The sequence below is a fragment of the Micromonospora sp. NBC_01796 genome (assembly GCF_035917455.1).
Lineage (GTDB): Bacteria > Actinomycetota > Actinomycetes > Mycobacteriales > Micromonosporaceae > Micromonospora_G.
Genome location: NZ_CP109078.1, coordinates 4,261,158 through 4,282,893 on the forward strand (window position 1 = coordinate 4,261,158; position 21,736 = coordinate 4,282,893).

General features: G+C 71.0%; 19 protein-coding genes. 7 read left to right on the forward strand and 12 right to left on the reverse strand.

Going from position 1 to position 21,736, the window contains the following annotated elements; translation table 11 throughout:
* Positions 1-13 precede the first annotated feature (13 nt).
* From OIE47_RS19600 to OIE47_RS19615, 4 genes are all read right to left on the reverse strand, one after another.
* Positions 14-676: a LutC/YkgG family protein gene (locus tag OIE47_RS19600; protein WP_326562932.1), complete on the reverse strand. Its 663-nt coding sequence runs from the start codon at positions 674-676 to the stop codon at positions 14-16.
* 18 nt (positions 677-694) lie between these two features.
* Positions 695-2,140, reverse strand: coding sequence for a LutB/LldF family L-lactate oxidation iron-sulfur protein (locus OIE47_RS19605; protein WP_326562933.1), 1,446 nt, complete (start codon positions 2,138-2,140; stop codon positions 695-697).
* A 75-nt stretch (positions 2,141-2,215) separates the two neighbouring features.
* Positions 2,216-3,001, reverse strand: coding sequence for a (Fe-S)-binding protein (locus OIE47_RS19610; RefSeq protein ID WP_326562934.1), 786 nt, complete (start codon positions 2,999-3,001; stop codon positions 2,216-2,218).
* Between the two features lie 141 nt (positions 3,002-3,142).
* Positions 3,143-3,829, reverse strand: a complete 687-nt coding sequence (locus tag OIE47_RS19615; RefSeq protein ID WP_326562935.1) for a GntR family transcriptional regulator — start codon at positions 3,827-3,829, stop codon at positions 3,143-3,145.
* A 186-nt stretch (positions 3,830-4,015) separates the two neighbouring features.
* Between OIE47_RS19615 and OIE47_RS19620 the strand changes: the two genes are divergently transcribed.
* The 3 genes from OIE47_RS19620 (at position 4,016) to OIE47_RS19630 (ending at position 8,854) form a co-directional block, all read left to right on the forward strand.
* On the forward strand, positions 4,016-5,080 hold the full coding sequence (locus tag OIE47_RS19620; protein WP_326562936.1) for a lactonase family protein: 1,065 nt from the start codon (positions 4,016-4,018) through the stop codon (positions 5,078-5,080).
* Positions 5,081-5,383: 303 nt separating this feature from the next.
* Positions 5,384-7,087: a VWA domain-containing protein gene (locus OIE47_RS19625; protein ID WP_442792119.1), complete on the forward strand. Its 1,704-nt coding sequence runs from the start codon at positions 5,384-5,386 to the stop codon at positions 7,085-7,087.
* 282 nt (positions 7,088-7,369) lie between these two features.
* A complete protein-coding gene (locus tag OIE47_RS19630) occupies positions 7,370-8,854 on the forward strand; it encodes a sugar transferase (protein ID WP_442792120.1) in 1,485 nt (494 codons plus the stop codon).
* Positions 8,855-8,955: 101 nt separating this feature from the next.
* On the opposite strand, the gene OIE47_RS19635 is transcribed toward OIE47_RS19630, so the two are convergent.
* The gene (locus tag OIE47_RS19635; protein WP_326562938.1) at positions 8,956-10,296 is read right to left on the reverse strand and encodes an ROK family transcriptional regulator; all 1,341 of its coding nucleotides are present in this window, start codon (positions 10,294-10,296) and stop codon (positions 8,956-8,958) included.
* Positions 10,297-10,370: 74 nt separating this feature from the next.
* On the opposite strand from OIE47_RS19635, the gene xylA reads away from it, so the two are divergent.
* Together xylA and xylB are read left to right on the forward strand one after the other, a co-directional pair.
* Positions 10,371-11,558, forward strand: coding sequence for a xylose isomerase (xylA, locus tag OIE47_RS19640; RefSeq protein ID WP_326562939.1), 1,188 nt, complete (start codon positions 10,371-10,373; stop codon positions 11,556-11,558).
* A 76-nt stretch (positions 11,559-11,634) separates the two neighbouring features.
* Complete coding sequence (gene xylB / locus OIE47_RS19645) at positions 11,635-13,092, forward strand: xylulokinase (RefSeq protein WP_326562940.1); 1,458 nt, start codon at positions 11,635-11,637, stop codon at positions 13,090-13,092.
* 87 nt (positions 13,093-13,179) lie between these two features.
* Here the strand turns inward: xylB and OIE47_RS19650 are convergent, their stop codons facing one another.
* The 4 genes from OIE47_RS19650 to OIE47_RS19665 all read right to left on the reverse strand — a co-directional run bounded on the left by OIE47_RS19650 (position 13,180) and on the right by OIE47_RS19665 (position 15,801).
* Complete coding sequence (locus tag OIE47_RS19650) at positions 13,180-14,403, reverse strand: TolB family protein (protein ID WP_326562941.1); 1,224 nt, start codon at positions 14,401-14,403, stop codon at positions 13,180-13,182.
* Positions 14,400-14,924: a SigE family RNA polymerase sigma factor gene (locus OIE47_RS19655; RefSeq protein ID WP_326562942.1), complete on the reverse strand. Its 525-nt coding sequence runs from the start codon at positions 14,922-14,924 to the stop codon at positions 14,400-14,402. The genes OIE47_RS19650 and OIE47_RS19655 overlap by 4 nt, the downstream gene beginning before the upstream one ends.
* A 158-nt stretch (positions 14,925-15,082) precedes the next feature.
* On the reverse strand, positions 15,083-15,271 hold the full coding sequence (locus tag OIE47_RS19660; protein ID WP_326562943.1) for a DUF397 domain-containing protein: 189 nt from the start codon (positions 15,269-15,271) through the stop codon (positions 15,083-15,085).
* Entirely contained in the window at positions 15,262-15,801 is a 540-nt protein-coding gene (locus OIE47_RS19665) for a DUF5753 domain-containing protein (RefSeq protein WP_326562944.1), read from the reverse strand. Before OIE47_RS19665 ends, OIE47_RS19660 begins: the two co-directional genes overlap by 10 nt.
* A gap of 106 nt (positions 15,802-15,907) precedes the next feature.
* Here OIE47_RS19665 and OIE47_RS19670 point away from each other — a divergent pair, with 106 nt between their 5' ends.
* On the forward strand, positions 15,908-16,051 hold the full coding sequence (locus tag OIE47_RS19670; protein WP_326562945.1) for a hypothetical protein: 144 nt from the start codon (positions 15,908-15,910) through the stop codon (positions 16,049-16,051).
* Between the two features lie 190 nt (positions 16,052-16,241).
* The gene (locus tag OIE47_RS19675) at positions 16,242-17,708 is read left to right on the forward strand and encodes an MFS transporter (protein WP_326562946.1); all 1,467 of its coding nucleotides are present in this window, start codon (positions 16,242-16,244) and stop codon (positions 17,706-17,708) included.
* 112 nt (positions 17,709-17,820) lie between these two features.
* On the opposite strand, the gene OIE47_RS19680 is transcribed toward OIE47_RS19675, so the two are convergent.
* The 3 genes from OIE47_RS19680 to OIE47_RS19690 all read right to left on the reverse strand — a co-directional run bounded on the left by OIE47_RS19680 (position 17,821) and on the right by OIE47_RS19690 (position 21,735).
* Entirely contained in the window at positions 17,821-19,425 is a 1,605-nt protein-coding gene (locus OIE47_RS19680) for a glycoside hydrolase family 13 protein (RefSeq protein ID WP_326563163.1), read from the reverse strand.
* A 254-nt stretch (positions 19,426-19,679) separates the two neighbouring features.
* On the reverse strand, positions 19,680-20,702 hold the full coding sequence (locus tag OIE47_RS19685) for a LacI family DNA-binding transcriptional regulator (protein WP_326562947.1): 1,023 nt from the start codon (positions 20,700-20,702) through the stop codon (positions 19,680-19,682).
* A gap of 67 nt (positions 20,703-20,769) precedes the next feature.
* The gene (locus OIE47_RS19690; protein ID WP_326556018.1) at positions 20,770-21,735 is read right to left on the reverse strand and encodes a carbohydrate ABC transporter permease; all 966 of its coding nucleotides are present in this window, start codon (positions 21,733-21,735) and stop codon (positions 20,770-20,772) included.
* Position 21,736: the final 1 nt, after the last annotated feature.

Here is a 21,736-nt window from a genome sequence, read left to right on the forward strand (position 1 = left end):
TCGTCGCCGCCGGTCAGGCGGCCACGATCAGCACGTCCAGCCGGCGCGGACCGTGCACCCCCTCGACCCGGTTCAGTTCGATGTCGCTGGTCGCCGACGGCCCGGAGACCAGGGTCAGCGGCCGGGTCGGGTCGGTGAGCCGGTGCAGCGCCTGCGGCACCCCGCCGACGACCTGACCGGCCCGCACCACGCAGACGTGATGGTCGGGGACCAGGGTGAGCAGCCGTCGTCCCTGGTCGGCGCCGGTGTCGAGGATCAGGGTGCCGGTCTGGGCGATCGCCACCGCGCACCCGGTCACCACGGCGAGCCCCGGCGCGTCCAGGTCGGTCACCGTCAGGGGCCTCGGCTCGCCGTCGCGCACGACCGTCCCCGGGTACGCGGACAGCCAGCCGGCCGGCAGTCCCGCCGCCACGGCCACCGCCGGTACGCCCTCCAGCAGCCCGCCCAGCGCCTCCGCCACCCCGCCGGGGGTGCAGTGGGTGACCGTCGCCTTGTAGTCGACCAGGCGGTCCACCAGCAACTCGACCAACGCCGGATCGGTGCCACCGTCGGTGCCGGGGGCGCCCGGCCGGGCGTCGGCCGGCTCCGGGTGGACGACGTACTGCCGGGGCACGGTGACCGGGGCGATCGGTGCGACCGCCCGGAGCCGGGCCATGATCTCGTCCCGCGCGCTCATGACAGCCCCTTCATGTGTTCAGTTCCGGCCACGGCCGGCCCACCATTCGCGGAAGGTCTCCGCCGCCGGCAGTGGTGCGTCCCGGGTGGAGGTCCAGCCGGACAGCGGCCAGGGCAGGTGCCGGACCGAGGTCTGCCGGCCACCCCGGCGCAGCGGGGCGGAACCGCGCCGGGCGGCGCGCAGGGCGGCGGTGTACCGGCGACGGTCCCGCATCACCCAGGACATCGCCCGCATCGCGGTCCGTTCCGCCGACGGTCGGCCCCGTTTCGCGTCGACACCCTGCTGGCGCAGGTGCACCAGCACCTCGGGGATGTCGATCCGGACCGGGCAGGCGTCGAAGCAGGCGCCGCAGAGCGTCGAGGCGTACGGGAGGGTTCGGTTCGCGCCCGCGTCCGGCCCGGTCATCTGCGGTGACAGGATCGCGCCGATCGGGCCCGGGTAGACCGACCCGTACGCGTGCCCGCCGACCCGTTCGTAGACCGGGCAGACGTTCAGGCAGGCCGAGCAGCGGATGCAGCGCAACGCCTGTCGCCCGACCGGGTCGGCCCGGACGTCGGTACGCCCGTTGTCCACCAGCACGATGTGCACCTGCTGCGGCCCGTCGCCCTCGGTGACCCCGGTCCACATCGAGGTGTACGGGTTCATCCGCTCACCGGTCGAGGAACGGGGCAGCAGTTGCAGGAACACCTCCAGGTCGTCGAAGGTGGGCAGCAGCTTCTCGATCCCGACCACGGAGATCAGCGTCTCCGGGAGGGTGAGGCACATCCGCCCGTTGCCCTCGGACTCGACCACCACCAGGGTGCCGGTGTCGGCGATGGCGAAGTTGGCGCCGGAGACGGCGACCTTGGCGGAGAGGAACTTGGCGCGCAGGTGCCGGCGGGCGGCCTCGGCGAGCGCGGCCGGTTCGTCGGTGAGCGACGAGGCGTCCACCCCGGGCATCCGCTCGGCGAAGATGTCGCGGATCTGGTGCCGGTTGTAGTGGATCGCCGGGACCAGGATGTGTGACGGCTGGTCGTCGGCGAGCTGCACGATCAGCTCGGCCAGGTCGGTCTCCACGGCGTCGATGCCGACCGCCTCGAGCGCCTCGTTCAGCCCGATCTCCTGGGTGGCCATCGACTTGACCTTGACCACCTCGCGGGTGCCGGTCTGCTGGACCAGCCGGGTGACGACGGCGCAGGCCTCGGTCGCGTCGCGGGCCCAGTGCACGGTCGCCCCGGCCGCGGTGGCTGCGGCCTCGAACCGGTCGAGCAGTTCGGGGAGCCGGGCCAGCACGTCGTCCTTGATCGCCGCGCCGGAGACCCGGAGCGCCTCCCAGTCGGGCACCTCGCCGACCATCCGCAGCCGTTTGTCGCGGATGGTGTGGGTGGCCCGGCGCAGGTTGGCCCGCAACTGCGGGTCGGCGAGCTTGGTCCGCGCGGCGACCGGAAACGGCAGCCGCGCGACGATGTTCCCGGTGCCGGTCATCCCGTTGCCTCCACGTTCCCGGTGCCGGTCATCTCGCTGCCTCCACGTTTCCGGTGGGAGTCACCCGGTTGCCGGTCACCTGGCGCCCTCCGCCGTGCCGGCGAGTACGTCCGCGGTGCCGGCCAGGATCTCCGCGTAGTGGATGGCCCGTAACTCGGGGCGGGTGCCGCCGTCGCCGTCGGGTTGGCCGGTCCGGCGGGACAGGCCCCCGCCGATGTGCGCCAGGCAGGAGTTGTCGGCCGCGGCGACGTACCGGGCGCCGGTCGAGCAGACCGCGTCGCACTTGTCGGCCAGCATCGCGCCGGAGACCCCGGCGTTCTTGACCGCGAAGGTGCCGCCGAAGCCGCAGCACTCCTGTGCGCCCGGCAACTCGACCAGGTCGATGTCGCGTACGGCGCGGAGCAGTTGCAGCGGCCGGTCGCCGAGGCGCAGCATGCGCAGGCCGTGGCAGGTCGGGTGGTACGTGACCCGGTGCGGGAACGAGGCGCCGAGGTCGGTCACGCCGAGCACGTCGACCAGCAGTTCGGAGAGTTCGTACGTCCGTGGTGCGAGGTGTGCGACCCGCTCGGCGAGCGCCGGCTCGGAGGCGGCCAGCCGGGGGTACGACTCACGCACCATCGCCACGCACGAGCCGGACGGGGCCACCACGGCGTCGTACGCCTCGAAGGTGTCGACGAACCGACGGACCAGCGGCATCGCCTCGGCCCGGTAGCCGCTGTTGGCGTGCATCTGGCCGCAGCAGCTCTGTTCGAGGGGGAACTCGACGGTGTGGCCGAGCCGTTCCAGGATCGTCACCACCGCCTTCCCGGTGCCGGGGAACACCAGGTCGTTGACGCAGGTCACGAAGAGCGCGATGCGCACGGATTCTCCTTTCGCGGCAGGTCGGTCCGGTCCGCCACGTACGGCGGGTTGGCTGGTCGCCAGGGGTTGCCGCCCGGTCGCGGCGGGTTGGCTGGTCGCCAGGGGTTGGCTGGTGGCGGCGGCACGGCTGGGCGGGACACGTCAGGCCGTCTCGAAGAAGGGCAGGTGCCGGTCGCGGGCGGCGAGCAGGTGGGCGCGCATGGCGGCACCCGCCGCGTCCGCGTCCGCGGCGGTGACCGCGTCCACGATCCGGTGGTGTTCGCGGGCGCTGATCCCGTGGTGGGTGGCCGGGAAGTAGAGCCGGAACAGGTGCAGGTGGGACCGGAGTCGGACGATCGCGTCGTGCAGGAGCCGGTTGCCGGCCTGCTCGGCGACGAGGTGGTGGAACCGGGCGTCCTGGTTGGTGAACTCGGCGATGGCGGCGAAGCCCTCGGTGCCCGGTGCCGGGCCGGGGAGTTCGGCCGCGCCCCGGAGGGCGGCGAGTGCCTCGGCGGGTTCGGGGAGTCCGGCGATCCGGTGGGCGGCCCGTTCGGTGGCGACCGGTTCGAGGAGGAGTCGCATCTCGACCAGTTCGTCGAACTCGGCGCGGGTGAGCAGCGGGGTGGCGGTGTATCCGGCGAGGGCGCGCTTGCGGACCAGCCCGTCGGATTCGAGCCGGGCGAGCGCCTCCCGGACCGGGGTGGGGGAGACCTGCAACTGTCGGGCCAGGGCGTCGATGTTGATCCGTTCGCCGGGCGCCACCGCATGGTCCATCACCAACGTACGCACCGACTCGTAGACGTCGTCGGCGAGTGTTGTCCGTCGCGCGGGCCGCAATACCTCCACCACGATCGAAGATCCTATAGGATCGGCCACTCCGATAGGAAGGGCCCCCGTTCCACGAAAACCGGCCCGGTTCCACGGAAACCCAGGACAAGCGACTCGTCCCGCCGGGCGGAAGCGGCCGTGCTCTGGTTGGATCAAGCGGGTGCGACGGCACCGGCAACCGGGCACGGCGGCGGACGGAGCGATGCGATGACTGACGGCGGCGAGCTTGTCTACCTCGGGTGTTACACCGCGGAGGCGGACGGGCGCGGGACCGGGGTCGTCGCGGCGCGACGGGATCCGGTGACCGGGGCGCTCGAAACGCTCGGCACGGTCGCCCCGACCGAATCGCCGTCCTTCCTGGCCCGACACCCGACCCAACCGGTGCTGTACGCGGTGAACGAGCGGGCCGAGGGGACGGTCAGTGCCTGGGCCGTCGACGGCGACGCCTCCCTGCGCCCGCTCGGCACCTGGTCCACCGGTGGGGACAGCCCCTGTCACCTGGCGGTCGCACCCGACGGCAGCCACCTGTTCGCGGCCAACTACGGCAGCGGCAGTGTGTCCGTACACCCGTTGGACCTGGCGGGGGTGCCGGGTGAGCGGACCGACCTGCGGGTGCACGACGGACATGGTGTCGACCCGGACCGGCAGGAGGGTCCGCACGCCCACATGGTCTCGCCGGACCCGGACGGCGGGTCGCTGCTCGCGGTGGACCTGGGCACCGACACCCTCTACCGGTACGACCTGGACACGCTCGGCGGGCGCCTGCTGCCGCGTGAGCCGTTCACCCGGACCCGCCCCGGCACCGGTCCCCGGCATCTGGCCCGCCATCCCGACGGGCGGCGGTGTTACCTGGCCGGCGAGCTGGACGCCACGGTGACGGCGTACAGCGTGGAGGGTGACGGCACGCTGCGCGAGCGCGGGCGGGTCGCGGCGAGCGCCAGGCACGGGCTCGTCCAGCCCTCCGAGATCGCGGTACGACCGGACGGCCGTTTTCTCTACCTCGCGAACCGGGGAGTGGGCACGATCTCGGTGTTCGCGCTCGACGACGAGATCCCGAGATACGTCACCGAGGTGGCCACCGGCGGCACCTGGCCGAGGCATTTCGCATTGATCGGTACCCACCTCTATGTCGCCGACGAACGGGCCGACGTGGTGAGTGTGTTCGTGGTCGACCCGGCCGCCGGGATCCCCGAGCCGGCCGGCTCGGTCGCGGTGTCGAGTCCCACCTGCGTGCTCGGACCGCTGCCCTCGGTGGCCGTCGCGGACCGGTGAACGGTCCCGGTGATGGTGATAATTTTTACCGGGATAAATGCTAATCGGTCACACCTGTCAAATGCGCGACATGCTCCGGTTGGAAGGCATGAGCACGAAAGCTCACCCGCTGGGCGGATTACCCGACAGTTTGACGTCAATCAGCTACGCAGTGTGAAATTCGGGGTGCGATCCGTATCTCCTGCGTAACTTTCGACCGAACGTAGGTGGCATTATGCGGAGTCGTTACGCAAGATGGTCACCGTGTCGGGCCGCCATCGCATGCGTAACAGTATTCGTGGAGCAGGCGCCATCGCAGCGGCGATGGCGCTTGTCCTTGTCGTGGTGGGAGCGTGGTTCGGCTATCGGCAGTTGGCCGAGCCGGCTTGCACCGGACAACTGCGTCTGAACGTCGACGCCGCTCCCGAGATCGAACCGGCCGTCGAGGCCGCCGCCGCCCAGTGGGCGGAGAACGGCGCCGCGGCCGAGGGGGTCTGCGTCGAGGTCGCGGTAACCGCCAGCGATCCGGCCGACGTGGCCGCCATCCTCGCCGGGAAGCACGGGGTGTCGCTGTCCGGTGTGGGCCAGGCGCCCGGCACCGCGGTCGCACCGGACGTGTGGATTCCGGACTCCAGCACCTGGCTGCTGCGGTTGAGCAAGGAGGCGGCCGGTTTCGCGCCGACCAACAACGCGCCGATCGGCCGCAGCCCGGTGGTGGTCGCGATGCCGCAACCGGTGGCCGCCTCGGCGGGCTGGCCGGAGAAGAAGATCACCTGGACCGACCTGCTCAAGCAGGTCACCACCGGCACCAAACTCCGTACCGGGATCGTCGAGCCGACCCGCGACGCCGCCGGCCTGTCCGGGCTGCTCGCGCTCGGTGCCGCCGCCGGCGCGGCCGGTGGCGCGCAGGCCCAGCAGGCCACCACCTCGGCGTTGCGGGCGCTGGCGGCCGGCCGGTCCGCGGTGCGGCAGGACCTGCTGGCCAAGTTCCCGAGGGCCACCGACCCGGCGACGATCGCCTCCGCGCTCAGCGCCGCCGCGCTGTCGGAGGAGGACGTCATGGAGTACAACGCGAAGCAGCCGGCGATCCCGCTCGCCGCGGTCTACGTGGAACCGACGCCGCTGTCACTGGACTACCCGTTCGCGGTCATGCCCGGCATCGACCCGGCGCGGGTCGCCGCGGCCGAGGGCCTGTTCAAGGTGCTCACCGAGGCCAGCTTCAAGGACCGGCTCGCCAAGCAGAACCTGCGCGGACCGGACGGCACCTGGGGTGAGGGGTTCAGCGCACCGCAGGGCGCCCCCAGCCCGGCCGGTACGCCCGTGGCCACCGGTTCACCGGCCGAGGGCGGTACGGCAGCCGGCGGACCCGATCCCGCCGCCGTCACCCGCGCCCTCTCCACCTGGACCGCGATCACCCTGCCGTCCCGGATGCTCGCCGTCATCGACGTGTCCGGCTCGATGCTCGAGGTGGTGCCGACCGCCAACAACGCCACCCGCGCACAGGTCACCCTGGCCGCCGCGCAGGGCGGTCTCGACCTCTTCGACGAGTCGTGGGCGGTCGGTCTGTGGATCTTCTCCACCGAGCTGGTCGGTGCCCGGGACTACCGGGAACTGGTGCCGATCGGTCCGCTGACCAGCCAGCGTGGACAGCTCAAGTCGGCGCTCGCGGGCATCCAGCCGAAGAAGCTCGGCGACACCGGGCTGTACGACACCGTGCTCGCGGCGTACAAGGCGGTCCAGGACGGGTGGGAGCCGGGTCGGGTCAACTCGGTGGTGATGCTGACCGACGGCAAGAACGAGGACGACAACGGCATCACCCAGGCGAAGCTGCTGGCCGACCTGAAGGCGGCGGCCGACCCGGAACGACCGATCCAGGTCGTGATCATCGGTATCGGCAACGGGGTCAACCGCGGGGAACTGGACGCGATCACCAAGGTGACCGGTGGCGGCGTCTTCGTGACCGAGGACCCGGCGAAGATCGGCGACATCTTCCTGCAGGCGATCGCGCTGCGGCCGGCGCCCCGCTGACCTGAACCCCCATGGCCGGCCGGCTGAACACCGGCCGGCCATCCGGCGAAACATCCACCGTACGGCCGGACATCGGACGATTCACCGACGCGGATCGCGCGCTTCGGGGGTTAGGGTACGCCCGGCGGGTGCCCGGCCCCACGGGAAGTGACAGTAATCTGTCCGAAGCTCTCCGTAATCGGATCCGTAGGTGAAGATGTTCGAGGTGTCCCGGCACCGTCGGTCCGATGGGGAGGATCGGCGGTTGAACCGGGATTCTCCGTAAGTGCTGGGGAGGGCCGGGTGACGTCGGCAACACTGCTTAGCTCCGAGACTCTGCCTCCGGAACTGCCACCGGAGGCGTCCGCTGTCACGACCAGGTCAAGGCATCGGGCTTACCTCCGAACCACCCTCGTCTTCGACACCATCACCCTCGGGGTCGCCGTACTGGTCGGATACTTCGGCCGGTTCGGGGGGGACGATCCACGGGGCTCCGACATCTCGTACCTGATCATCGCCCCCGCGCTGGTGCTGATCTGGTTGCTCTCGCTACGCGGCATGCGCGCGTACGACGACCGGGTGCTGGGGTACGGCGCGGACGAGTACCGGCGGGTCACCGCGGCGAGCCTGAGGCTGGCCGGCGGGATCGCGATCGCCGGCTACATCGCCGACGTGGGAGTGTCCCGGGGTTTCCTCGGCATCTCCTTCGCGGTCGGCACGGTCGGCCTGGTGGTCGCCCGGTTCGCCGCCCGCAAACGACTGCACCGGGCCCGCGCCCGTGGGGTCGGGTGGGCCAGGCAGGTGCTGGTGGTCGGAGACACCCCGCACGTCCTGGAGTTGGTGCACACGCTGCGTCGGGAGCCGCACGCCGGTTACCAGGTGGTCGGTGCCTGCATCCCGGACGCCCTGCTGGCTCCGGTGCCGCAGCGGTTGGGTGACGTACCGGTGGTCGGGTCGTTGCGCGGGGTCGCGGACGCCGCGGTCGCGGTCGGTGCCGACACGGTCGCGGTGACCGCGTCCAGCGAACTCACCGCCACCCGGCTGCGTCGCCTCGGCTGGCAGCTCGAGGGGACCGGGATCGACCTGGTCCTGGCACCGGCGCTGACCGACGTGGCCGGCCCGCGCATCCACACCACACCCGTGGCCGGGCTGCCGCTGATCCACGTGGAGGCACCCGAGTTCCGGGGCGCCCGCAAGGTCGTGAAGGGTTTCGTGGACCGGGCGGCGGCCTTCGCGGCGCTCACCGTGGCCCTGCCGATCCTGGCCGTGCTGGCGCTGGCGATCAAGCTGGACAGCCGGGGGCCGGTGATCTTCCGGCAGATCCGGGTCGGCCAGGGCGGCCGGGAGTTCGGTGTCTACAAGTTCCGCACCATGGTGACCAACGCGGATGCCCTGCTGGCCGAGTTGACCGCCCGGAACGAGACCGACGGCCTGATGTTCAAGATGCGCGACGACCCCCGGGTGACCCGGGTGGGCAAGTTCCTGCGCAAGTGGTCGCTGGACGAGTTGCCGCAGCTCGCGAACGTTCTGTTCGGTCACATGAGCCTCGTGGGCCCGCGCCCGCCGCTCCCCTCCGAGGTGGCCCGCTACGACGGCGACGTGGCCCGCCGCCTGCTGGTCAAGCCCGGCATGACCGGCCTCTGGCAGGTCAGCGGCCGCTCCGACCTAACCTGGGAAGACGGCATCCGCCTGGACCTCTACTACGTAGAAAACTGGTCCCTAGCCGCCGACCTAACCATCCTCTGGAAAACCTTCGGCGCCGTAATAAACAGCCGAGGCGCCTACTAACCCCCCCAACCCCCCACCCCACCCCCGATCTTCCCGTTGATCATGAAGTTAGCGACGCGATCCGGCTCGTTGGACGTCGCTAACTTCATGATCAACGGGCTTTACGGGGTCAGCCAGGGGGCGGGGTTGGCGAGGACGGTGCGGACTATGGAGCCGGCGGCGCCTAGGACGGCGGCGTCGCGGGTGAGGAGGGACGGGCGTATGGAGACGGGGGACCAGGCGGCGGTGAGGACCCGGGTGCGGATCTCGATTTCCAGGGGTGGGCGGAGCCACTGGGCCAGTGGGGCGTAGATCCCGCCGAGCACGACGGTGTCCAGATCCAGCAGGTTGATCACCCCGGCGATAGCCACACCGAGCGCGGTGGCCGCCTCGGTCAGCGCGGCGAGCGCCGCCGGGTCGCCGGTGCCGGCCAGCTCGGCCAGCCGGGCGATCGCCGCGTCGGCGGGCAGCCCCCGGCCGGCGAGCCCGGCACCGGTCAGGATCGCCTCCTGGCCGGCGTACTGCTCCAGGCAGCCACGGGAGCCGCAGCGGCAGGGACGGCCGGTCGGGTGGACCGGCAGGTGGCCGAGTTCACCGCTCCAGCCCCTGGCCCCCCGGAACAGGGTGCCGTGCAGCACGATTCCGGCCCCGATGCCGATCTCGCCGGAGACGTACAGGAAGGTTGCCGGGCCGGGTGGCCCCGCGTGCAGCTCGCCGAGAGCGGCCAGGTTCGCCTCGTTGTCGATGGTCAACCAACCACCGTTGCCGGCCCGCCGACGCGGGTTGGCGGGGCCGGGGATCCGGGCCGCCGGCCGGGTCGGCGCCGGGATGACCGCGCCCGGTTGACCGGGTACGGACAGCCGGTGACCGGCCAGCGCCGGGTGCGTGTTGAGCCCGCCGACCAGGTCGACGTCGCGCCAACCCAGGTTCGGCGCCAGCCGTACCACGCCGGACTCGGTGACCAGCCCCGGTACGGCCAGCGCGGTCCCGGCGAGGGTCAGGCGCTGGCGAGCGGCCTCGGCGCGGGCGGTGGCGGCGAGGTCACCGAGGTCGTTGAGCACCTCGGCGGGCGAAATCGGGCGCAGGTCGACCCGGCGGACCGCCCGGTGCCGGACGGCTCCGGTCAGGTCGACCACGCAGGCGGCCAGGTAGTCGACGTTGATCTCCAGGCCGAGTCCGGCCGGCCCGTCGGTGGCCAGCACCAGGCCGAGGGCGGGTCGGCCGGCACCGGTACGGGGAGCCGGGTCGACCTCGGTCAGCAGGTGCCCGCCGATCAGGTCGTCGACCAGGGCGGAGACGGTGGCCCGGGTGAGTCCGGTGGCGGTGGCGAGATCGGCGCGCGAGGGTGGACGGGGCGCGTCGGCGATGTGCCGCAGCAGCAGGGCCAGGTTGTGCTCACGCAGGCTCGCCTGGCGTACGGCCGTGCCCGCCGTACCCACCTGGCCGTTGCCGGGTTGCGTCACGTCTTGACAATGCCACAGGCCGGTCAAATAATTCAACGGGTAAACAAATCAAAGATGTTACGTGGAGGTCATCGATGGCTGCCCAACCCACTCGCGCCGACAAGTTCTCGTTCGGACTCTGGACCGTGGGCTGGGAGGCCCGCGACCCGTTCGGTGACGCCACCCGCGCCCCGCTGGACGCGGTGGAGGCCGTGCACAAGCTCTCCGAGCTCGGTGCGTACGGCATCACCTTCCACGACGACGACCTGATCCCGTTCGGCTCCGACGACGCCAAGCGCGAGCACCACATCAGCCGCTTCCGCAAGGCGCTGGACGAGACCGGCCTGGTGGTGCCGATGGTCACCACCAACCTGTTCACCCACCCGATCTTCAAGGACGGCGGGTTCACCAGCAACGACCGCGACGTACGCCGGTTCGCCCTGCGCAAGGTCCTGCGCAACGTCGACCTCGCCGCCGAGCTGGGTGCCAAGACCTTCGTGATGTGGGGCGGCCGGGAGGGCTCGGAGTACGACGTCGCCAAGGACATCCGGGCGGCCCTGGACCGCTACCGCGAGGCGGTCAACCTGCTCTCCCAGTACGTGATCGACAAGGGCTACGACATCAAGTTCGCGATCGAGCCGAAGCCGAACGAGCCCCGGGGCGACATCCTGCTCCCGACCGTCGGCCACGCCCTGGCCTTCATCAACGAGCTGGAGCACCCGGAGCTGGTCGGCCTCAACCCGGAGACCGGGCACGAGCAGATGGCCGGCCTCAACTACGCGCACGGCATCGCGCAGGCGCTCTGGGCCGGCAAGCTGTTCCACCTCGACCTCAACGGCCAGCGCGGCATCAAGTACGACCAGGACCTGGTCTTCGGTCACGGTGACCTGATGAACTCGTTCGCCCTGGTCGACCTGCTCGAGTTCGGTGGCCCGCAGGGCGCCCCGGCGTACGAGGGGCCGAGGCACTTCGACTACAAGCCGTCCCGGACCGAGAACTTCGACGGGGTCTGGGCGTCGGCCGCCGCCAACATGCGCACCTATCTCCTGCTCAAGGAGCGGGCGGCGGCGTTCCGGGCCGACCCGGAGGTGCAGGCCGCCCTCGCCGCCAGCAAGGTCGACGAGCTGTCCACCCCGACCGTCGGTGCCGGCGAGACGTACGCCGACCTGATCGCCGACCGGACCGCGTTCGAGGACCTCGACGTGGCCGAGGTGTCGGCGCGCGGCTTCGGTTTCGTGCGCCTGAACCAGCTCGCGGTCGAGCACCTGCTCGGCGCTCGTTGATCCGTACGCCCCTTCCTATCCGTACCCCTGCCCGCTAGACCACCCACCAACCCTCAGCCAGCCACGGAGGCCGGACATGGCGCTCGTCGCCGGGGTCGACTCGTCGACCCAGTCGTGCAAGGTGATGATCCGCGACGCGGAGACCGGCGAACTCGTCCGCTCCGGACGGGCCGCCCATCCGGCCGGCACCGAGGTGGATCCGCAGGCGTGGTGGGATGCGTTGCAGGATGCCGTGGCGCAGGCCGGCGGCCTGGCGGACGTGGCTGCCGCCTCGGTCGCCGGCCAGCAGCACGGCATGGTCTGTCTCGACGAGCAGGGCGGGGTCGTCCGCCCCGCCCTGCTCTGGAACGACACCCGTTCGGCCGGTGCGGCGGTCGACCTGATCGAGGAACTCGGCGGGGCCGGTGACGGCGGCTCCGGTGGCGACCGGGTCGGTGCCCTGGTGGCCGGTCGGCACGCCTGGGCCGAGGCGGTCGGCAGCGTACCGGTGGCCAGCTTCACCGTGACCAAGCTCCGCTGGCTGGCCCGCAACGAGCCGGCGTCGGCGGAACGTACGGCGGCGGTCTGCCTGCCGCACGACTGGCTCACCTGGCGGCTGGCCGGTGCCACCGGGCTGGACGCCCTGCGTACCGACCGGGGCGACGCGAGCGGCACCGGTTACTGGTCGCCGCGCACCGGCGAGTACCGGCTCGACCTGCTGGAACAGGCGTTCGGCCGGCGACCGGTGCTCCCGGTCGTGCTCGGCCCGACCGGTCGGGCCGGCGAACTGCCCAACGGCGCCCCGCTCGGCCCCGGCACCGGCGACAACGCCGCCGCGGCGCTCGGCGTCGGCGCGCTGCCCGGTGACGTGATCGTCTCCATCGGCACCTCGGGCACCGTGTTCAGCGTGGCCGAGACACCCTCGCAGGACAGCTCCGGCGCGGTGGCCGGTTTCGCCGACGCCACCGGCCGTTTCCTGCCCCTGGTCGCCACGCTCAACGCGGCGCGGGTGCTGGACGCGGCGGCGAAGATGCTCGGCGTCGACCTCGACGAACTGGCCCGGCTGGCCCTCTCAGCGCCCTCGGGCGCGGACGGGCTGGTCATGGTGCCGTACCTGGAGGGCGAGCGGACCCCCAACCGCCCCCTGGCAACCGGCGCGGTGCACGGCCTGACCCTGCGTACGTCCACCCCCGCCCACCTGGCGCGGGCGGCGGTCGAGGGCCTGCTCTGCGGCCTCGCGGACGGCCTGGACGCGATGGTCGCCCAGGGTGCCACGGTCAACCGGGTGATCCTGGTCGGCGGCGGTGCCCGCTCCGAGGCGGTACGCCGGATCGCTCCCGAGGTGTTCGGCTGCCCGGTCCTGGTCCCCGCCCCCGGCGAGTACGTAGCCGACGGCGCCGCCCGCCAGGCCGCCTGGGTAGCCCTCGGCGGCGAAGCCCCACCCCCCTGGGCCGCCACCACCACCGAGCAGTACGACGCCCCTCCCGCCCCCCACATCCGCGACCAATACACCACCGCCCGCGACCTCTTCACCAACCGCCCCGCCCCCGCCTAACCACCCCCGGCTCACCTCGTTGATCATGAAGTTAGCGCAGGTTTGATCTCTGCTGGGCGCGCTAACTTCATGATCAACGGCAGAGGGTCAGAAGGTGGTTGCTGTGGTGGTGGGGGGGAGGGCGTTGGAGGGGCCGATGAACTGTTGTGCGGGGCGTTCGCCGGTGATGGTCGGTATCGAATTCACCACTCGTCCGGTCAGGTCGACCACGATCAGTTCGTGATTCACTTCGGCAACTGGTGTGCTGGTGGCGGCGGACGGGCCCGTTGACGGAAGCCGCCTGACGTTCGACCGGTTCAGCAGCAGGTGCTCGGTGTCGTACCAGCCGATCATCGCGTTGAAACGGGGCGTCGTCAGCGTGTGCCGTACCGCCCCGGTGGTCGGGTCGGCGATGACGATGGAGCCGGAACCGGCGCCCCCCGGTCCCATCAGGAGGGCCATGCTGTTGCCGTCGGGGGAGAAATCGGGCGGTAGGGCGACGACTCCGGGACCGGTGCTGACGTCGCGCACCAGCGCGCCGGTCAGGTCGTAGAAGCGGATGCTCGTCACCGTCGCCCTGCCCCCCTCGGCGACCAGGGTCAGCGCCAGGGCGACGTTGTTGCCATCCGGCGTCCATTCCAGACTCGGCGGGCGGTCCAGGGACGCGAGTCCGGGCAGCGGCACGAAGGTGGTTTTCAGCGTTTCCGGGTCGACCAGCGCGAAGCCGGGTTCGCCCGGTCGCGGTAACTGGGTGAAGAGGATCCGCTGCCCGTCCGGCGACCACCGGCCGTCGCCCGGATACCGCGAGCCGGCCGCGCCGGCACCGCCGAGGTCGTCGATCCACCGTACGTTCCCGCTGGCCCGGTCCATCACGCCCACCCGCCCCGGGTGGGCCGTACTGCCGTCGCCCGCGCCGACCACCACGCGGGAGCCGTCCGGTGACGGCATGACGTACCGGTAGGGCACCCGTTCGTACCGGCCGGTCTTCGGGTCGAGCAGGAGTGAGTGCCAGAACCGTGGACTCGAATCCGCGATCGTCACGTCCCGGATGCCGCTGTACGCCGTGACCACGTGCGGCTTCAGCGTGGTGCCGGCGACCGGTCCGGTGCTGTCGGGCGGGGTGGTCGTACCGCTGGTCGGGGCGACCGCAGCGACCACCCCGACCAGGGCGGCGCAGACGCCGGTGGCCACCCCGCCACCTGCCACCCGTCGGGCGACCCGTTGCCGTCGGGCGGTGAGCAGCACGGACGAGGCCAGCCCGGCCGGCGGGGAAGCCGTCTCGGCCAACTCCTCGAACGTGTTCCGGAGCGCTCCGGTGAGGTACGGATTCATCGGCTTGTCCTCTCCTTCGTACCGAGGAGGTCGAGGTCGGGGCAGAGCACACGCAGCCGGGCGAGGGCACGGGCGTGCTGGCTGCGTACCGTCGATTCGGTGCAGCTCAGGATCAGCGCGATCTCGCTGTCCGGGCGGTCCTCGAAGTAACGCAGCACCAGCACCGCCCGGTGTTTCGGGGCGAGTCGCGCCAGCGCCCGTCTGAGCGTCAGATGAAGGTCGACCGTGGCACTGTCGTCCCCCGGTGCCCGGACCTCCGGCACCCGTTCGATGCTCACCTCGCGCCGCCGCCGTACGCTGCGCCACCAGCTCGTCTGCTCGCGGTAGAGCGCGGTACGCAGGTACGCCTCGGGATTGCCGGTACGGATCCGCCCCCAGTGCCGTACGCCCCTGGCCAGCACCGTCTGGAGCAGGTCCTCGGCCTGTTGGCGGTGCCCGGTGAGGGCGAGCGCGGTGCGGAACAGCGAGTGTGAGCGCGTCTCGACGAAGTCGGTGAACTCCCGTTCGAGCTCAGCGTTCATCTAAATGCCTATCCCTCATGCCGATGACAACGCCGGACAGGGGACGGCTGCTGCTTTCCCGAAGGAGTCTTCAATCAAAGATCTGAGATCTTGGTACGGAATCGTCGTGGCGACGACGTCGCGATTCCAAGATCTCGGATCTTGCCCGGTGGTACGGGTCAGGGGTGGCGGAGGCCGGATACGAAGGTGCGCCAAGTGGCGGGCGTGAAGGTGAGGGTGCCGCCGTCCCGGTCCTTTGTGTCCCGTACCAGCACCCGGCCGGGCAGGTTGTCCGCCACCTCCACACAGGCGCCGTTGTTCGCACCGCTGCGCGTGCTGGTCCGCCACCGTGCACCGGTCAGATCCATGTCTCCGCGACCTCCATGAGCTTGTCGATCGACTGCTGGGGCGCCAGCGCCTCACCAAGTATCGCCTCCCAGACGTCGCGCACCTCGGCGATATCGGTCTCGCGGGCCACCACCTGGCCCAGCAACTGATTGTCCAGGTAGACGACCTCCTCGCCGCCGGTCACGCGGGCGATGATGAAAGGCCCGTCGAGTCCCGCGTAGGCACCGGCACTCGACGGGACCACATGGAGCCGGACCCGGGGATGTTCGGCGGCCAGATTGGCCAGGTGCAACACCTGTTCGCGCATCACCTTCGGGCCGCCGATCGGTCGGCGCAACACCGACTCGTCCAGCGTCGCGACCAGCAGGGACAGGTTTTCACCATCCAGAACCCGCTGCTGCTCCAGTCGGCGCACGACCCGCCGTTCCGCCTCCTCCGTGCTGATCCGATCGTTGCAGGCGTAGACCGCACGGACATACGCCTCGGTCTGCAGCAGGCCGGGCACCCAGCCGTGCTCGTACCAGCGCAACATGGTCGCCTCGCGCAACATCTCGGTCCGTTCACGGACCCACGGCGGTATGAGGTCCAGGTCACCCAGTTCGACCCAGAGCCGCTCGAACAGGCCGCCGTTCCTGAGTCCCCGGTCGACCGCGCGGATGTATTCAATCGTCGGTGGGCGGGTGCCGTTCTCGACCGCACTGACGTGGGACGGGGAGAAGTTGCACCTCCTGCCGAACTACTCCTGGGTCTCCTCGACCAACATCCGCGCCCGGCGGATCTCCCGTACGACGAATGCCTGAACCGATACGTCCATCTGCCGTCCAATCCCTGGATCGAGCTGCGCTGGCCAGCCATCAAGCCTAGAGATGGGGACGACTCAACGTGAACCCATGACTCCCCAGAGCTGCCCAAATCCGCCCCGTGATTCCCCACCGGGCCCGGATGCGGCCCTATCCGGGGTCGTTGCCGCATGCTGTTCGGGTGTCGGAGATGACCAAGACCGGTGGTGGAGGCAGGGTGGCCCGGGGCGGTGGCCCCGGACACCGGTTCTACAGCGTGCTGGTTTTTGTCGTGCTCGCCTCGCTGGACAACGTCGCCATCGGCCTGGTGCCACCGCTGTACGCGCCGATCAGCTCCACCCTCGGCGTCAACACCTCGGCGATCGGGCTGGTCACCGCGATCAGTTTCCTGGTCAGCGCGATAGCGGCGGTCGGCTGGGCGTACTTCGGTGATCGGACCAACCGCAAACCGCTGCTGATGATCGGCACCCTGCTGTGGGCGGTCGGTACTGCCGGCAGTGCCGCCGCCGGCAACTACCCGGACTTCTTCGGCGCCGCCGGGGGGTACCCCGCGTTCTTCCTCGCCCAGGCGGTGGCCGCGATCGGTCTCGGTGCCGTCGGCTCGGTCGGGTTCTCGGTGGTCACCGACCTCATCTCGCCCCGCCGCCGGGGACTGGTGATGAGCTTCTGGGGACTGTCGCAGGGTATCGGCACCCTCGCCGGGACCCTGCTCGGCGGCATCCTCGGCTCGACCGACTGGCGGCTGCCGTTTCTCGTACTGAGCGTTGCCGGGCTGGTCGCCACGGTTTTGTACCTGTTCACGTACGACATCCAGCGGGGGCAGAGCGAGCCGGAACTCGCGCAGGCGCTCGCCACCGGGCACGAGTACGACTACCGGATCAGCCGGGCCGACCTGCCGAGAATCCTGAACCGGCGGACCAACCGGTGGCTGATCCTCCAGGGGCTGACCGCGCAGGCGGCCTTCGGCTCACTGGTCTGGCTGCCGGTCCTGTTCCAGGAACGGGCGCAGGACCAGGGTTTCTCCAGCTCGACCGCGATCATCATCGGGAGCGTCTTCGCCACCCTGTTCCAACTCGGCGGGGTGCTCTCCATCGTCGGTGGACTCGTCGGCGACGCACTGCAGCGGCGTACGCCCAGGGGCCGGGCGTTGGTCGCGGCCGTCGGCATTCTCGCGGCCGTGCCGTTCTACCTGGTCCTGTTCTTCGTGCCGATCCGGATCGACGTCCCCGACGGCGCCGGCGCCGGTACGGTCATCAGCTCCGTGGTGGGCAGTGTGTTCACCGAACCGACGGTCGGCTTCAGTCTGCTCACCGCGCTCCTCGCGCTCGCCCTGACCTCGGCGAACTCGCCGAACTGGTTCGCGCTGATCGCCGACGTGAACCCGCCCGAGCACCGGGGCACCGTCTACAGCCTCGGCAACCTGGTCAACGGGGTCGGCCGGGCCGCCGGCAACGGCCTGGTCGGGATCGCCTTCCAGGGGCTGCGGGCGGCGTTCCCGCCCCCGCTGAACTTCGCCGTCGGCCTGGCCGCCTTCCAGCTCTTCTTCATTCCCACCGGAATCATGTACTGGCTCGCCTCCCGCACCTCCCCCAAGGACATCAAGAACGTCCACACCCTCCTCCAGTCCCGCGCCGACGACGCGGCCCCCCACCCCTGACCGCGCCGATCTTGCAGTTGTGGCGCCCAGCTCATCCCGATTCGGGGCTTATCCGAGCAACCACAACTGCAAGATCAACGCACGGAGAGGAGGGCGGGAGGGCGGGGAGGGGTCAGGGGTGGAACCAGACGGTTACGTCGGTGGGGACGTGGTTGTCGGGGTTGAGGGGTTCGGTGGATTGGAGCACGGTGGCGCCCTCGGGCAGCGGCGCCGGGTCGGGGCCGAAGTTGGTCAGGACCGAGAGGTTGCCGTTGCGGAAGTGGATGACGTCGTCGGGGCTGGTGAGCCAGTAGACGGTGCCTCGGCCGAGGGCCAGTTCGCGGCGCAGTCGCAGGGCGGTCCGGTACAGCTCGTACGTCGACCCGGCCACGCCGCGTTGCAGGTCGAGGGCGTACTCGGCGTAGAGGGCCGGCTGCGGCAGCCAGCTCCGGTCGGTGGGGCCGAAGCCGTACGACGGGGCGTCGGACTCCCACGGGATCGGCACCCGGCAGCCGTCCCGACCCTTGTGGGCGTGTCCGCTGCGCTCCCAGGTCGGGTCCTGGCGGGCCTCGTCCGGCATCGTGGTGTGCTCGGGCAGGCCCAGTTCCTCACCCTGGAACAGGTACGCCGAGCCGGGCAGAGCCAGCATCAGCAGGGTCGCCGCACGGGCCCGACGCAACCCGAGTACGGCGTCCGGCTGTGGGTCGTCGGCGCCGATCCCGTTCGGCCGGGTCTGGCCGACCGGGAGCCCGAGCCGGGTCGCGTGCCGGATCACGTCGTGGTTGGAGAGCACCCAGGTGGTGGGGGCGTTGACCGCCGCACTCGCCTCCAGTGAGCGGGTGATGACCGCGTACTGGGCGGGTGCGGTCCAGGCCGCCTCCAGGTACTCGAAGTTGAACGCCTGGTGCATCTCGTCCGGGCGGACGTACGCGGCCAGCCGCTCCGCGGGCTGCACCCACGCCTCGGCGACCAGGATCCGCTCACCCGGATAGCTGTTCAGCACCTGCCGCCAGTCCCGGTAGATGTCGTGCACCCCGTCCTGGTCCCACATCGGCGGGCGGGGACGGTCGGTGCCCTCGCCGGAGAGCGGTTCGAGCGGGTAGCTCCAGTCGGCGAGATCGGCCTGCTTGATCAGCCCGTGGGCGACGTCGACCCGGAAGCCGTCGACGCCCCGGTCGAGCCAGAACCGCAGGATGTCGAGGAACTCGGCGCGTACCTCGGGCCGGTCCCAGTTCAGGTCGGGCTGGCCGGGGTCGAACAGGTGCAGGTACCACTGGCCGGGCTGACCGTCGGCGTCCTTCGTACGGGTCCAGGCCGGTCCGCCGAAGACGCTCTGCCAGTCGTTCGGCGGCTCGTCGCCGGACGTACCCCGGCCGTCCCGGAAGATGTAGCGCTGGCGCTCCGCGCTGCCGGGGGCGGCGGCCAGGGCCGCGCCGAACCACGGGTGGGCGGACGAGGTGTGGTTCGGCACCAGGTCGACGATCACCCGCAGGCCAAGCGAGTGCGCCTTCCCGATCAGGGCGTCGGCGTCCGGGAGGCCGCCGAACAGCGGGTCGACATTGCGGTAGTCGGCCACGTCGTAACCCGCGTCGGCCTGCGGCGACGGGTAGAACGGGGAGAGCCAGACCGCGTCGGCGCCGAGTTCGACCAGGTGGTCGAGGCGGGCGGTGATGCCGGGCAGGTCACCGATGCCGTCGCCGTCCAGGTCGGCGAACGAGCGCGGGTAGATCTGGTAGATGACCGCCTCCCGCCACCACTGGGTGGGTTCCGGCTGGTCGGTGTCGACCGGTGCGGTCGGTGACGACTCGGTGGTCGACGGCGGAGTCTGCTGGCTGTTCAGGGCGTACTCCCATGGGTGTCGGGCACGGTGGAACTCGGGCAGCCGGCCGGTGGCCGGCGTGGTCCGGTGGTGGTGCGGATGCTGCCGGGTCCAGTCTGCCGGTGTTGCGCCCGGTTCGCCCGTGGGCCGGCCGGGACGACTCGCGGACGGTGTCACTCGGTCCGTGGTGGGCCGGTGGACTCGCGGACGACCAGGGCGGTGGGCAGGATGACCGAGGCCGTCTCGGTCGGCCGGGGGCGGCCTTCGAGCGGGGCGAGGAGCAGCCCGGCGGCGAGCCGGCCGTGGGTGGCGGCGGGTTGGGCGACCGTGGTCAGCCCGACGACGGCGGCGAGGTCGTGGTCGTCGAGGCCGATCACGCTCACGTCCTGTGGCACCCGGAGCCCGGCCGAGCGGAGGGTGGACATCGCGCCCATCGCCATCTCGTCGCAGGCCGCGAAGATCGCGGTCGGCGTCTCGCCCCGGCTGAGCAGTTCGGTGGTGGCCCGGCTGCCGCCGTCCACGGTGAACTCGTCCTCGACGTCGAGTCGCGGGTCGGGGACCAGGCCGGCGGCGTGCAGCGCCTCGTGGTAACCCCGCCGCCGGTCGAGGTGGGTGGTGAAGGAGAGTTCCGCGGAGGCGTCCCCGGCCAGGTGGGCGATCCGCCGGTGGCCGAGCGAGACCAGGTGGGCGGTCGCGGTCCGCGCCGCGCTGACGTCGTCGATCCGGACGCTGGGCCATCCGGGTACGGCGGCGCCGGAGCTGACCGTGACGCCGGGCATGCGCAACTGGGCGATGACGGCCAGGTCGGCGGCGCCCAGCGGGGTGGCGACCAGCATCAACGCGTCGACCCGTTTCTGCAGTTTGGTGGTCTGGAACAGACGCCGACGGTTCTGCTCGCGGTCACCGAGGTTGTAGAGCAGGAGGTCGTACCCGGCTTCGCGCAGCGTCTCCTCGGCCGCGTCGACCACGGTGCCGAAGAACCAGCGGGTGACCTGGGGGACCACCACCGCGATCGAGCCGGTCCGGCCACCGGCCAGCCGGGAGGCGCTGGGCGAGGCGGTGTAGCCGAGTTGTTCGGCGGCGGCCAGCACGCGGGCGCGGGTGGACTCCGACACCGTCGGCAGCCCGCGCAGGGCGCGGGAGACCGTGGCGGTGGACACCCGCGCCAGCCGTGCGACGTCGTCGATCTTGGTCACGGTGTTACGTGCTCCGCTCAATCAGGCCGCCGGTCGCGGCCCCCACCATCGTCGGGCGCCTCCGGCCTCAGCCCTTGACGCTGCCGGCGAGCAGGCCACGTACGAAATATCGCTGGAGGGAGAGGAAGACGATCAGTGGTACGACGATCGAGATGAACGCGCCGGAGGTGAGCCGTTGCCACTCGCCGCCCCGGGTGCCGGCCATCTCGGCCAGCCGTACGGTCATCGGTGCGGTCTCGTCCCCGCCCCCGGCGAAGATCAGCGCGACCAGGAGGTCGTTCCAGACCCAGAGGAACTGGAAGATGCCGAACGCGGCCAGCGCCGGGGTGATCAGCGGCAGCACGATCGTCCGGAAGATCTTCGGGTGGGTCGCGCCGTCGACGCGGGCCGCCTCCATCAGGTCCCGGGGGAGCTGTGAGACGAAGTTGTGCAGCAGGAAGACGGCCAGCGGCAGGGCGAAGCAGGTGTGCGCGAACCAGACCTGGATGAACCGCTGCTCGTCGGCGAGGTCCCAGGCGGGCATGAGCGTGATGCCGCCGACGTTGACGCCCTGGGAGAAGAAGCTGAGCAGCGGCACCAGCGCCATCTGCAACGGCACGATCTGCAACGCGAAGATGCCGATGTAGATCCAGTCCCGGCCCTTGAAGTTGATCCAGGCGAGCGCGTACGCGGCCAGCGCCGCGAAGGCCAGCGGGAACAGCACCGACGGGATCGTGATCACGATCGAGTTGGTGAAGTAGCTGGCGAGCTGCCCCGAGGAGGACGACCGACCGAACAGCACCTGCTGGTAGTTCTCCAGCGTGAGCTGCGGGTTGCTGAAGAAGGTCCACCAGCCGGTGGTCTTGATCGCGTCCTCGGGACGGAACGAGGAGATGAACAGACCGAAGGTGGGCAGCGTCCAGACCACCGCGATGACGATGGAGACCACGGTCGCGGTCCGGCTGTTGAGCCGCTTGCGCACCCGGCCGCCGACGGTGGCCGGACGGTCCGTGCCGATGGCGGTGTCGACGCGTACGGGAACGGCGGTGGTCATG

What these genes read in the sequence shown, in the direction of transcription:
- OIE47_RS19600 (WP_326562932.1), bottom strand. Translation starts at nt 676, where the DNA reads ATGAGCGCGCGGGACGAGATCATGGCCCGGCTCCGGGCGGTCGCACCG.
- OIE47_RS19605 (WP_326562933.1), bottom strand. Translation starts at nt 2,140, where the DNA reads ATGACCGGCACCGGGAACATCGTCGCGCGGCTGCCGTTTCCGGTCGCC.
- OIE47_RS19620 (WP_326562936.1), top strand. Translation starts at nt 4,016, where the DNA reads ATGACTGACGGCGGCGAGCTTGTCTACCTCGGGTGTTACACCGCGGAG.
- OIE47_RS19625 (WP_442792119.1), top strand. Translation starts at nt 5,384, where the DNA reads ATGGCGCTTGTCCTTGTCGTGGTGGGAGCGTGGTTCGGCTATCGGCAG.
- xylA (WP_326562939.1), top strand. Translation starts at nt 10,371, where the DNA reads ATGGCTGCCCAACCCACTCGCGCCGACAAGTTCTCGTTCGGACTCTGG.
- xylB (WP_326562940.1), top strand. Translation starts at nt 11,635, where the DNA reads ATGGCGCTCGTCGCCGGGGTCGACTCGTCGACCCAGTCGTGCAAGGTG.
- OIE47_RS19650 (WP_326562941.1), bottom strand. Translation starts at nt 14,403, where the DNA reads ATGAATCCGTACCTCACCGGAGCGCTCCGGAACACGTTCGAGGAGTTG.
- OIE47_RS19655 (WP_326562942.1), bottom strand. Translation starts at nt 14,924, where the DNA reads ATGAACGCTGAGCTCGAACGGGAGTTCACCGACTTCGTCGAGACGCGC.
- OIE47_RS19660 (WP_326562943.1), bottom strand. Translation starts at nt 15,271, where the DNA reads ATGGATCTGACCGGTGCACGGTGGCGGACCAGCACGCGCAGCGGTGCG.
- OIE47_RS19665 (WP_326562944.1), bottom strand. Translation starts at nt 15,801, where the DNA reads ATGTTGCGCGAGGCGACCATGTTGCGCTGGTACGAGCACGGCTGGGTG.
- OIE47_RS19670 (WP_326562945.1), top strand. Translation starts at nt 15,908, where the DNA reads ATGTATTCAATCGTCGGTGGGCGGGTGCCGTTCTCGACCGCACTGACG.
- OIE47_RS19675 (WP_326562946.1), top strand. Translation starts at nt 16,242, where the DNA reads ATGACCAAGACCGGTGGTGGAGGCAGGGTGGCCCGGGGCGGTGGCCCC.
- OIE47_RS19690 (WP_326556018.1), bottom strand. Translation starts at nt 21,735, where the DNA reads ATGACCACCGCCGTTCCCGTACGCGTCGACACCGCCATCGGCACGGAC.